This is a genomic window from Streptomyces sp. NPDC085524 (assembly GCF_044541755.1).
Taxonomy (GTDB): Bacteria; Actinomycetota; Actinomycetes; order Streptomycetales; family Streptomycetaceae; genus Streptomyces.
Genome location: NZ_JBITTH010000006.1, coordinates 159,343 through 171,793, shown reverse-complemented (window position 1 = coordinate 171,793; position 12,451 = coordinate 159,343). Strand labels below are relative to the sequence as shown.

Genomic DNA, 12,451 nt, shown 5'->3' with positions numbered 1-12,451 from the left:
CGGCACGACCCGCGCCGCCGCTGTGGCACCGCCCCGGCCGGGCCCTGGCACCGGCACGCGCCCTGCACGGGTCCGGCCCCGGGTCCCGGCACGGGTCCGGCCCCGGGTGGTGAGGGTCAGGGCTTCGGGGGTGGGGCGGGGGGTGCTTCGGCCAGGAGGCGGGTGAGGAGGCGGATGGCGCCGCGCTTGTGCAGGGGGTCGTTGCCGTTGCCGCACTTCGGGGACTGGATGCAGGAAGGGCACCCGGCCTCGCACTCGCAGGCCGCGATGGCGTCGCGGGTCGCCGTCAGCCAGGCGCGGGCCGTGTGGAAGGCGCGCTCCGCGAAGCCGGCGCCGCCGGGGTGGCCGTCGTACACGAAGACCGTCGGAAGGAGGGTGTCGGGATGCAGCGGCACGGAGACGCCGCCGATGTCCCAGCGGTCGCAGGTGGCGAACAGCGGGAGCAGGCCGATGGAGGCGTGCTCGGCGGCGTGCAGGGCGCCGCCGAGGATCTCCGGGTTGATCCGGGCCTCGTCGAGCTGGTCCTCGGTGACCGTCCACCACACGGCCCTGGTGCGCAGGGTGCGGGGCGGCAGGTCGAGCTTGGCCTCGCCCAGCACCTCGCCGGTGATCAGTTTGCGCCGCAGATAGGAGACGACCTGGTTGGTGACCTCGACGGAGCCGTAGCAGAGCCGCCCCGGGCCCCAGGGGACCTCGGTCTCGGTCTCCAGGACGGAGATGGAGGTGGTGTCGCGGGCGGTGGTGGAGAAGGGCGGGTCCGCCTCCTCGACGAGGGCCGCCGAATCCTCCAGGTCCAGGTGCTTCACGAGGTACGTGCGGCCCTGGTGGAGGTGGACGGCCCCGTCGTGGACGGCGGTGTGCGCGGCCGACTCGTCGACCGTGCCCAGCAGCCGCCCGGTGGAGGCCTCCACGATCTGCACCTGGCGGCCGCCACCGCCCCGGATGTCGGTCAGGTCGGAGGCCCGCTCCCGCCGGGTCCAGTGCCAGGCCGTGGCCCGGCGGCGCAGCAGCTTCGCCGCCACCAGCTGGGGCACGAGTTCCCCGGTCGCCGGGCCGAAGAGCTCCAGGTCGGCCTCGGTCAGCGGCAGCTCCGCCGCGGCCGCGCACAGGTGCGGGGCGAGGACGTAGGGGTTGTCCGGGTCCAGGACCGTGGCCTCCACCGGTTGGCGGAACAGGGCCTCGGGGTGGTGGACGAGGTAGGTGTCCAGCGGGTCGTCGCGGGCGATCAGCACCGCCAGGGCGCCGTGCCCCGAGCGGCCGGCCCGGCCCGCCTGCTGCCACAGGGAGGCCCGGGTGCCCGGGTAGCCCGTGATCAGGACGGCGTCCAGGCCGGAGACGTCCACGCCGAGCTCCAGGGCGGTCGTGGCGGCGAGGCCCAGCAGTTCGCCGGAGTGCAGGGCCCGCTCCAGGGCCCGCCGCTCCTCCGGCAGGTATCCGCCGCGGTAGGCGGCAACCCGCCGCGGCAGGGAGCGGTCCACGTCGGCGAGCCGTTCCTTGGTGATCACGGAAATCAGCTCGGCGCCGCGCCGGGAGCGCACGAAGGCGACGGTGCGGACCCCCTGGACGACCAGGTCGGTCAGCAGGTCGGCGGTCTCGGCCGTCGCCGTACGCCGTACGGGCGCGCCCTTCTCGCCCCGCAGCTCGGTGAGCAGCGGCGGCTCCCACAGGGCGAAGACCACCTCGCCGCGCGGAGAGGCGTCGTCGGTGATCTCGATCACCGGCACGCCCGTCAGCCGGGACGCAGCGGTGGCCGGGTCGCTCGAGGTGGCGGAGGCCAGCAGGAAGACCGGTTCGGCGCCGTAGCGGGCGCACAGCCGCCGCAGCCGGCGCAGCACCTGTGCCACGTGGGAGCCGAAGACCCCCCGGTAGGTGTGGCACTCGTCGATCACCACGTAGCGCAGGGACCGCAGGAAGGAGGACCAGCGCGGATGGGCGGGGAGGATCCCCCGGTGGAGCATGTCGGGGTTGGTCAGGACGTAGTTGGCGTACTGGCGCACCCATTCGCGTTCCTCGACGGGCGTGTCCCCGTCGTAGACGGCGGGCCGGACGGCCGGGCCCAGCGGGCGGGCCAACCCTCGTACGGCCCGCAGCTGGTCGGCGGCCAGGGCCTTGGTGGGGGCCAGGTACAGGGCCGTCGCACCCCGCCCGTTCGGGGCCCCGGCACCGTCCACGAGCGCCGAGAGCACGGGCGCGAGGTACGCGAGGGACTTGCCGGAGGCGGTGCCGGTGGCGACGACCACCGACTCGCCGTCGAGGGCGTGCTCGGCCGCCGCGGCCTGGTGTTCATACGGGTGGTCGATCCCGGCCGCCTGGATCGCGGCTACTACATCCGTTCGGATGCGGTCGGGCCAGACGGCATGACGGCCCTCCCGAGGGGGCAAGTGCTCCGTATGGGTGATGCGCGCAGCCCGGGAAGGCCCCCGGGACAAGCGGTCGAGGACCGCTCCGGGGGTGGGTCGAGGGTCCGCGGGTGGCGTGGGCCGCCTGGGACGGTGAGTATTGGCCATTGGAACCGAGTGTGTCATCGGCGTGCAGGACAATGGTCCGAAGGCGTCGTGCGCGCCTGCCGGTAAGTGATTGAATGCCATCGCGGCAGCCGATCCCTCACCTACCTTCGGGTGGGGAGGCCCCTGGGGGGCGCCGCTCGATAGCAAGGTGCTGGAGGATCCGTGGACCTGTCCCTGTCGACTCGCACTGTCGGCGACCGTACGGTCGTGGCGGTCGGTGGCGAGATTGATGTGTATACCGCGCCCAAGCTGCGCGAGCAGTTGGTCGAGTTGGTGAACGACGGCAGCTATCACCTGGTTGTCGACATGGAGGGAGTGGACTTCCTCGACTCCACCGGTCTCGGTGTGCTCGTGGGAGGTCTCAAGCGCGTCCGTGCGCACGAGGGTTCGCTCCGCCTGGTGTGCAACCAGGAGCGCATCCTGAAGATCTTCCGCATCACCGGTCTGACCAAGGTGTTCCCGATCCACACCACCGTGGAAGACGCCGTCAACGCCACCGACTGACGGCTCCGGGCCGCCTGCGGGACGCCCTGGCGCGTCCTGGGGGCAGCGAGGAGCCGACGAGGAGAACGGGGGTACCGGGCCACGGTCGGCCCGGGCCCCTGTCAAGGCACGCCCGTAGTCCGAGGGGGACGCGCATGGCCACCGTTGAACTGCGCTTCAGCGCCCAGCCCGAACACGTCCGGACGGCCCGCCTGGTCGCGGCCGCCGTGGCGCGCCGGGCCGGCGTGGAGGAAGCCGTCCTCGACGAGGTCCGCCTCGCCGTGGGCGAGGCCTGCTCGCGCGCCGTCGGACTCCACCGCAGCAACGGGCTGACCGCGCCCGTCCGGGTCGTGCTGACCGAGGAGGAGAAGGTGTTCTCCATCGAGGTCGGCGACGAGGTTCCCGGGCCGGGCGGCGGCCCGGACTCCGCCGTGCCCGGCCTCGAGGCCGCCCTGGAATCCGACGGGGACGGCGAGGACGAGATGGGTCTCGCCGTGATCAGCGGGCTCGTCGACGACGTCGAGGTGAGCACCGGGGAGTCCGGCGGCACGATCCGGATGAGCTGGCCCGTGTCCGGGTCCTCCGATCTTCACTAGATCAACGGAACGCAGGGCGCATTCGGTCCTATCTTCCGATCTTTATCAAGGCCCTGCTGAGCAGGGCCTTTTTCATGCCCGTAGATCAATGACCAGGCGTCAATGCCTTTGCCCCATTACCACTTTCGAGGGTATTGGAGTGACGCGATCTATTGGTGAGGGGCAAGAGAACGCCAATTCCGTTTGCTGCGTACTGTTTTGATCGGGGCGCGCTCCCTACAATCCGTCCACATCTTGAGCTCATCACGTCAAGGAGGACGAATGACGGGGCTCTTCACCCCCAATGCGCCGGATCACACGATCGATCTGGCATCCGCGGTACTCACCGATGACAATCGGCTCATCGTGATCGTCATTGCGGCCGTGGCACTCGCCGCACTCGTCGTCGCGCAGATCCTGGTCCGCCAGGTGCTCGCCGCCGACGAGGGAACCGACAGCATGAAGAAGATCGCCGCCGCCGTCCAGGAAGGCGCCAACGCCTACCTCGGCCGCCAGCTGCGCACCCTCGGCGTCTTCGCCGTCGTCGTGTTCTTCCTGCTCTTCCTGCTCCCCGCCGACACCTGGTCGCAGCGGGCGGGCCGGTCGGCGTTCTTCCTCGTGGGCGCCCTCTTCTCGGCGGCCACGGGCTACATCGGCATGCGGCTCGCGGTCCGCGCCAACGTCCGCGTCGCCGCGGCCGCCCGCGAGGCCACCCCCGCCGAGGGAGAGCCCGCCAGAGACCTGACCGAGGTCTCCCACAAGGCGATGAAGATCGCCTTCCGCACGGGCGGCGTCGTCGGCATGTTCACCGTCGGCCTCGGCCTCCTCGGCGCCTCCTGCGTCGTCCTGGTCTACGCCGCCGACGCCCCCAAGGTGCTGGAGGGCTTCGGCCTCGGAGCCGCCCTGATCGCGATGTTCATGCGCGTGGGCGGCGGCATCTTCACCAAGGCCGCCGACGTCGGCGCCGACCTTGTCGGCAAGGTCGAGCAGGGCATTCCGGAGGACGACCCGCGCAATGCCGCGACCATCGCCGACAACGTGGGCGACAACGTCGGCGACTGCGCCGGAATGGCCGCCGACCTCTTCGAGTCGTACGCCGTCACCCTCGTGGCCGCACTCATCCTCGGCAAGGCGGCCTTCGGCGACCTGGGCCTGGCCTTCCCGCTGATCGTCCCCGCCATCGGCGTGATCACGGCCATGATCGGCATCTTCGCGGTCTCCCCGCGCCGCAGCGACCGCAGCGGCATGACCGCCATCAACCGCGGTTTCTTCATCTCCGCGGTGATCTCCCTGGTGCTGGTCGGGATCGCCGTCTTCGCGTACCTGCCGGCCAGCTACAAGGACCTCGTCGGCGTCGACAACGCCGCGATCACCAACCACTCCGGCGACCCGCGCGTCCTGGCCCTGGTCGCCGTCGCGATCGGCATCGTGCTCGCCGCCCTCATCCAGCAGCTCACCGGCTACTTCACGGAGACCAACCGCCGTCCCGTCCGGGACATCGGCAAGTCCTCCCTCACCGGCGCGGCCACCGTCGTCCTCGCCGGCATCTCCGTCGGTCTGGAGTCCGCCGTCTACACGGCGCTGCTCATCGGCCTCGGTGTCTACGGGGCGTTCCTGCTCGGCGGCACGTCGATCATGCTCGCGCTGTTCGCGGTGGCCCTGGCCGGCACCGGGCTGCTCACGACCGTCGGTGTCATCGTCGCCATGGACACCTTCGGGCCCGTCTCCGACAACGCCCAGGGCATCGCCGAGATGTCCGGCGACGTCGAGGGCGCCGGCGCGCAGGTCCTGACCGACCTGGACGCCGTGGGCAACACCACCAAGGCCATCACCAAGGGCATCGCCATCGCCACCGCCGTGCTCGCCGCGGCCGCGCTCTTCGGCTCGTACAACGACGCCATCGCCACCGCGGTCAAGGAAGTCGGCGCCAAGGCCGGGGAGATGAACCTCAGCCTCGACATCGCACAGCCCAACAATCTCGTCGGGCTGATCCTGGGCGCGGCCGTCGTGTTCCTCTTCTCCGGACTCGCCATCAACGCCGTCTCCCGCTCCGCCGGTTCGGTCGTCTACGAGGTGCGCCGCCAGTTCCGCGAGCACCCCGGGATCATGGACTACACCGAGAAGCCCGAGTACGGGCGCGTCGTCGACATCTGCACCAAGGACGCGCTGCGCGAGCTCGCCACGCCCGGCCTGCTCGCCGTCCTCACCCCGATCGCGGTGGGCTTCTCCCTCGGGGTCGGCGCGCTCGGCTCCTTCCTCGCCGGGGCCATCGGCACGGGCACGCTGATGGCGGTCTTCCTCGCCAACTCCGGAGGCGCGTGGGACAACGCGAAGAAGCTCGTCGAGGACGGCCACCACGGCGGCAAGGGCAGCGAGGCCCACGAGGCCGTGGTCATCGGCGACACCGTCGGCGACCCGTTCAAGGACACCGCCGGCCCCGCGATCAACCCGCTGCTGAAGGTCATGAACCTGGTGGCGCTGCTGATCGCCCCCGCCGTCGTGCAGTTCAGCTTCGGCGAGGACACCAGCGCCGGAATCCGGGCGATCGTCGCGGTCCTCGCGATCGGCGTCATCATCGCCGCCGTGTACGTGTCCAAGCGCCGCGGCATCGCCGTGGGCGAGGACGGCGAGGGCGGAGCCGCCGAGCGGGTGGCCCAGTCGGCCGACCCGGCGACGGTCTCCTGACCTTCTCGCCACGAGCGGTACGGGCGGAGCCGGGCAGGGCCGGCGGTACGTCCGAACGGCGGACGGGCGGCGCGGACTGACGCGCCGTCCGTCCGCCTTTGTACGCCGCCGGAGGGGAGCCGTGTATCTTCCGGGCCGAGAGCCTTCGAAGGGACCAATCCGGTGAACAAGAAGCTTGCGGCCGCGCTGTCGGGCGGTGCTGTGCTGATGCTCGTCCTGTCCGGCTGCGGCGGGGATGACAGCGACGCGAAGGGCAACGCCTGGGCCAAGAAGGTCTGTGACCAGTGGTCGCCCGAGCTCAAGAAGATCGAGGCCGCCAACGCCGACATCAAGCGGGTGGCGACGGAGAGCAGCAAGCCCGAGGACGTCCAGAAGACGGACTCGGCCGCCTTCGCGACGATGTCCGAGTCGTACAAGACGATGGGCAGTGCCCTGCAGAACGCGGGTGTCCCGCCGGTCAAGGACGGCGAGAAGACCCTCGGCGCGGCGGTCCAGGGCTTCGAGTCGACCTCCAAGGGCTACGCCGACCTGAAGACGAAGATGGACGCCCTCGACCCCAAGGACCAGACGAAGTTCGCCGAGGGCCTCAAGGAGCTCGCGGGCGGCCTGGAAGAGGCCACCAAGGGCGGCAAGGACGCCCTCGACCAGCTGAAGTCGGGCGGCCTGGACAAGTCGATGAACGCCCAGAAGGGCTGCCAGGTCACGGCGCCGTCGCCCAAGTAGCCCCGCGTCGGGCAGAAAGCCGGCAAGCAGGCCGGACAGTACGCCGGCCAGGGCGGCCGGGGCCCGGAAGGGCTCCGGCCGCCCTGCCGTACACCCGGACGCGCCCGGGGTCCGGCGCGCCGCCCGGGAGCACACCCGCGCGGCGCACGGATTACCGCCCCCAGCGGCCACAATGGACGGGTGAGTACCAGCAGCCTTCCCACGCCCGAACGCGCCGCCGAGCTGCGCACCGCCCTGCTCGCCGCCGGCTTCACCGCCGACGGGCTGCTCGACCTGCTCGGCGCCCCCGCCTACGCCGCGCTCGCCCGCAGCGAGACGGTCCCCGCCCTGCGCGCCACGCGGAACGGCGGTGACGGCCCGCTGCCGAGCCTGGTCCGGCTGTTCCTGCTCCAGGAGCCCGTGGCGTACGCGCTCGCCGCAGCCGCCCTGCCCGTCGAGGCCGCCCTGGCCGACGGGTGGCTCCGGCGCGACGATGCCGCCGAAGGCGGGGACACGGTGCGCGCGACCGTGGACGTACGCCCGTACGGCGGCCCGGACGGCGAGGACTGGTTCATCGTCTCCGACCTCGGCTGCGCCGTCGGCGGGGCCGGCGGGATCGGCAGCCGGGAGGAGGGCGTGGTCCTCGGGGTGGGCGGCGCCTCCACCACCCTGGCCGGGATCACCGTCCGGATCCCGGTCGGCTCGGCCCTCGACCTCGGCACCGGTTCGGGAATCCAGGCGCTGCACGCCGCCCAGCACGCCACCCGGGTCACCGCCACCGACGTCAACCCCCGGGCCCTGGAATTCACCCGGTTGACGCTGGCGCTGTCCGGGGCCCCGGAGGCCGAGCTGCTCGCCGGGTCCCTCTTCGAGCCGGTCGGCGGGGCCACGTACGACCTGATCGTGTCGAACCCGCCCTTCGTGATCTCCCCCGGCGCCCGGCTCACGTACCGGGACGGCGGCATGGGCGGCGACGACCTGTGCCGGACCCTGGTCCAGGAGGCCGGCGCGCACCTCAACCCCGGCGGGTACGCACAGTTCCTCGGCAACTGGCAGCACGTGGAGGGCGAGGAGTGGCACGACCGGGTCCGCGCCTGGGTGCCGCGCGGCTGCGACGCCTGGATCGTGCAGCGTGACGTGCAGGACGTGACGCAGTACGCGGAGCTGTGGCTGCGCGACGCGGGCGACCACCGCACCGACCCCGCCGAGTACCAGCGGCGCTACGAGGACTGGCTGGACGAGTTCGAGGCCCGCAAGACCAAGGCCGTCGGCTTCGGATGGATCACCCTGCGCCGGACGGACGCGGCCGAGCCCTCGATCGTGGTCGAGGAATGGCCGCACTCGGTGGAGCAGCCGCTCGGCGAGGCCGTCCTGGCCCACTTCGCCCGCCAGGACTACCTGCGCGAGCACGACGACGCGGCCCTGCTCGAAGGCCGCTTCGTGCTGGCCGCCGAGGTGGTCCAGGAGCAGGTCGGGGCGCCTGGCGCGGAGGATCCGGAACACGTGGTGCTCCGGCAGAACCGCGGAATGCGGCGCGCGACCAAGGTCGACACGGTCGGTGCGGGCTTCGCCGGAGTGTGTGACGGCTCACTGAGCGCGGGCCGGATCCTGGACGCGATCGCGCAGCTCATGCAGGAGGACCCGGTCGTGTTGCGCGACCGTACGCCGGAGGCCATCCGGATGCTGGTCGAGCAGGGCTTCCTGGAGCCGGTGGCGGGCTCCGCGCCGTAGCCGCGCCCGGGAGCGGAACCTGAATGTCACCTGGGGTTCGCCCGCTGTACGCCGGGGGCTGAAAGGGTTCTGCCCAGAGGGATCCGGGGGGGTCCCGAGAGTGGTCCGGGGGATGGGGGAAGCGGCATGGACACCGGTCCTGCGATCTTCGCGGCGACCGTGTTCCTGCTGTTCGGAGCCGCTCTGCTGGCCTGGACGGGGGCGCGTGTCCTCAAGGGCGCGCCGGTGGCCGAGGGCGTGCGCCCCGTCCTGGCGGTACCACTGGCACTGCTCGGCGGCGGGGTGTCGATCGCCCTCGGCGCGTGGTGCCTCACGCGGCTCTGACGCGGGGCGGAAGGCCGCCCGTATCCCCTGGTGGGGGCACACGCGACACCCGGGGCGGAACCACCCGGGGGACCACATCCGGAAGCCGTCGCCGGGGCGGGGCCAGACGGCCCCCCGGCCACTCGGCCCGGTGATCGCGAAGGGTCCGCCGCGGCATCCGGGCGGCAGAACCGGCACTTGTCGGGTTACCGTTCGAGTGGCCGTTGCGGGCTTCTCCCGTTTGACACGGGGGCGGGTTGTACCGTCACACTCCGCAGCGTCGCCGTACCGCGACCGAGTGCCGACCGGAGAGAAGAGCCAAGTTGTCCCCGACTAGCGAGACCGCAAAGGGCGGCCGCCGACTCGTCATCGTCGAGTCCCCTGCCAAGGCGAAGACCATCAAGGGCTACCTCGGCCCGGGATACGTCGTCGAGGCGAGCGTCGGGCACATCCGCGACCTCCCGAACGGCGCGGCGGAGGTCCCCGACAAGTACACCGGCGAGGTCCGCCGCCTCGGCGTGGACGTCGAGCACGACTTCGCGCCGATCTACGTCGTCAACGCGGACAAGAAGGCCCAGGTCAGGAAGCTCAAGGACCTGCTGGCCGAGTCCGACGAACTCTTCCTCGCCACCGATGAGGACCGCGAGGGCGAAGCCATCGCGTGGCACCTGCAGGAAGTCCTCAAGCCCAAGGTCCCCGTCCACCGGATGGTCTTCCACGAGATCACCAAGGACGCGATCCGCGACGCCGTCGCCAACCCGCGCGAGCTGAACCAGCGCATGGTCGACGCCCAGGAGACCCGCCGCATCCTCGACCGCCTCTACGGCTACGAGGTCTCGCCGGTCCTGTGGAAGAAGGTCATGCCGCGGCTGTCGGCCGGCCGCGTCCAGTCGGTCGCCACCCGCCTCGTCGTCGAGCGGGAGCGCGAGCGCATCGCCTTCCGCTCCGCCGAGTACTGGGACCTCACCGGCACCTTCTCCACCGGCCGTGCCGGTGACGCCTCCGACCCCTCGACGCTGGTCGCCCGCCTGAACACGGTCGACGGCAAGCGCATCGCGCAGGGCCGCGACTTCGGCGCGAACGGGCAGCTCAAGGGCGAGGTGCTGCACCTCGACGAGACGAACGCGCGGGCGCTCGCCGCCGCGCTGGAGAGCGCCTCGTTCACCGTCCGCTCGGTCGAGTCCAAGCCGTACCGCCGCTCCCCGTACGCCCCGTTCCGCACGACGACGCTCCAGCAGGAGGCCTCGCGCAAGCTGGGCTTCGGTGCCAAGGCGACGATGCAGGTGGCGCAGAAGCTGTACGAGAACGGCTTCATCACCTATATGCGTACGGACTCCACCACGCTCTCCGACACCGCGGTGTCAGCGGCGCGCGCGCAGGTCACGCAGCTCTACGGCGCCGACTACCTGCCGGAGAAGCCGCGCGTCTACGCGGGCAAGGTCAAGAACGCGCAGGAGGCGCACGAGGCGATCCGGCCTTCGGGTGATCGTTTCCGCACCCCGGCCGAGACGGGTCTGACCGGCGACCAGTTCCGCCTGTACGAGCTGATCTGGAAGCGGACCGTCGCCTCGCAGATGAAGGACGCGGTCGGCAACTCGGTGACCGTGAAGATCGGCGGCACCGCTTCGGACGGCCGTGACGCCGAGTTCAGCGCCTCCGGCAAGACGATCACCTTCCACGGCTTCATGAAGGCGTACGTCGAGGGCGCGGACGACCCGAACGCCGAGCTCGACGACCGCGAGAAGCGGCTGCCGCAGGTCGCGGAGGGCGACGCGCTCGCCGCCGAGGAGATCACGGCGGACGGCCACTCCACCAAGCCGCCGGCCCGCTACACCGAGGCCTCGCTGGTCAAGGAGCTGGAGGAGCGGGAGATCGGCCGCCCGTCGACGTACGCGTCGATCATCGGCACGATCCTCGACCGCGGCTACGTCTTCAAGAAGGGCACGGCGCTCGTCCCGTCCTTCCTGTCCTTCGCCGTCGTGAACCTGCTGGAGAAGCACTTCGGCCGGCTCGTCGACTACGACTTCACCGCGAAGATGGAGGACGACCTCGACCGCATCGCGCGGGGCGAGGCCCAGTCCGTGCCGTGGCTGAAGCGCTTCTACTTCGGCTCGGAGGACGCGAGCGAGGTCGTTCCGGCCGACGGTGACGCGCTCGGCGGCCTGAAGGAGCTGGTCACGGACCTGGGCGCGATCGACGCCCGGGAGATCTCCTCCTTCCCGGTCGGCGAGGGCATCGTGCTGCGCGTCGGCCGCTACGGGCCGTACGTGGAGCGGGGCGAGAAGGACGCCGAGGGCCACCAGCGGGCCGACGTACCGGACGACATGGCTCCGGACGAGCTGACGGTCGCGTACGCGGAGGAGCTCTTCGCGAAGCCGAGCGGTGAGTTCCAGCTGGGCGCCGACCCGGTGAGCGGGAACCAGATCGTCGCCAAGGACGGCCGCTACGGGCCGTACGTGACGGAGATCCTGCCCGAGGGCACGCCGAAGACGGGCAAGAACGCGGTCAAGCCGCGGACGGCCTCGCTGTTCAAGACCATGTCCCTGGACACGGTCACCCTGGACGACGCCCTCAAGCTCATGTCGCTGCCGCGCGTCGTCGGCGCGGACGCGGAGGGCGTGGAGATCACGGCCCAGAACGGGCGCTACGGCCCGTACCTGAAGAAGGGCACGGACTCGCGCTCCCTGGAGACCGAGGACCAGCTCTTCTCGATCACGCTGGACGAGGCCCTCGCGATCTACGCGCAGCCGAAGCAGCGGGGCCGGGCGGCGGCCAAGCCTCCGCTGAAGGAGCTGGGCACGGACCCGGTCAGTGAGAAGCCGGTGGTGGTCAAGGACGGCCGGTTCGGCCCGTACGTGACGGACGGCGAGACGAACGCGACGCTGCGGCGGGACGACGACGTCGAGACCATCACGCCGGAGCGGGGCTACGAGCTGCTCGCGGAGAAGCGGGCGAAGGGCCCGGCCAAGAAGGTGGCGAAGAAGGCCCCCGCCAAGAAGGCCCCGGCGAAGAAGACCGCCACGGCCAAGAAGACGGCGGCGAAGAAGACCACGGCCACGGCGGCGAAGAAGACCGCCGCCAAGAAGACGGTGGCCAAGAAGGCGACGGCCGCTCCGGCGGACGAGTAGCCACGACCGGGCCGGTGGCCGCTGGCTTCCGGCCCCGGGCTCCGGCCCTCGGCCGACTTCGGGCAGGCCCCGTGCGATCCGCACGGGGCCTGCCCGTTTCCGCGTCCGGCCGCACCATCCAGCCCGTCCGGCGTTTGAGGATGGGGGCACCTCCCAGCGGTAGCTGGGGGAGGGTCCGGGCGGAGCCCCCGGTTTCGGGAAGGGGCGGGGTGGGGGAAGGCCCCGCGCAGCGGCCCGTACGCGCGGGGGCCGCCGGGGCCGGGCGCGGGGGGGGGGCCCCCCCCCCCCCCCCCAAAAAAAAAAAAAGGCCGCCCCCCCCGGGGGGGGTGCGGTGAAC

The 12,451-nt window shown here is 71.6% G+C and carries 8 protein-coding genes; 7 read left to right on the top strand and 1 reads right to left on the bottom strand.

Translation table 11 applies throughout. The features are described 5' to 3' along the window. Window positions 1-116 precede the first annotated feature (116 nt). On the bottom strand, window positions 117-2,588 hold the full coding sequence (locus ACIGFK_RS11195; RefSeq protein ID WP_400051316.1) for a DEAD/DEAH box helicase: 2,472 nt from the start codon (window positions 2,586-2,588) through the stop codon (window positions 117-119). Window positions 2,589-2,669: 81 nt separating this feature from the next. On the opposite strand from ACIGFK_RS11195, the gene bldG reads away from it, so the two are divergent. The 7 genes from bldG to topA all read left to right on the top strand — a co-directional run bounded on the left by bldG (window position 2,670) and on the right by topA (window position 12,114). Further along, the gene (gene bldG / locus ACIGFK_RS11190; RefSeq protein ID WP_030199598.1) at window positions 2,670-3,011 is read left to right on the top strand and encodes an anti-sigma factor antagonist BldG; all 342 of its coding nucleotides are present in this window, start codon (window positions 2,670-2,672) and stop codon (window positions 3,009-3,011) included. A 134-nt stretch (window positions 3,012-3,145) separates the two neighbouring features. Continuing rightward, a complete protein-coding gene (locus ACIGFK_RS11185; protein WP_386464499.1) occupies window positions 3,146-3,586 on the top strand; it encodes an ATP-binding protein in 441 nt (146 codons plus the stop codon). A gap of 261 nt (window positions 3,587-3,847) precedes the next feature. Next, window positions 3,848-6,250: a sodium-translocating pyrophosphatase gene (locus ACIGFK_RS11180; RefSeq protein ID WP_376659095.1), complete on the top strand. Its 2,403-nt coding sequence runs from the start codon at window positions 3,848-3,850 to the stop codon at window positions 6,248-6,250. Window positions 6,251-6,412: 162 nt separating this feature from the next. Further along, a complete protein-coding gene (locus tag ACIGFK_RS11175) occupies window positions 6,413-6,973 on the top strand; it encodes a small secreted protein (RefSeq protein ID WP_376659094.1) in 561 nt (186 codons plus the stop codon). Window positions 6,974-7,153: 180 nt separating this feature from the next. Continuing rightward, window positions 7,154-8,683: a methyltransferase gene (locus ACIGFK_RS11170; RefSeq protein WP_376659093.1), complete on the top strand. Its 1,530-nt coding sequence runs from the start codon at window positions 7,154-7,156 to the stop codon at window positions 8,681-8,683. Between the two features lie 126 nt (window positions 8,684-8,809). Beyond that, window positions 8,810-9,007, top strand: coding sequence for a hypothetical protein (locus ACIGFK_RS11165; protein WP_376659092.1), 198 nt, complete (start codon window positions 8,810-8,812; stop codon window positions 9,005-9,007). Between the two features lie 302 nt (window positions 9,008-9,309). Then, window positions 9,310-12,114 (top strand): type I DNA topoisomerase, encoded by a 2,805-nt coding sequence (topA, locus tag ACIGFK_RS11160; RefSeq protein WP_376659091.1) that lies wholly within the window; start codon window positions 9,310-9,312, stop codon window positions 12,112-12,114. The last annotated feature ends 337 nt before the right edge of the window (window positions 12,115-12,451 follow it).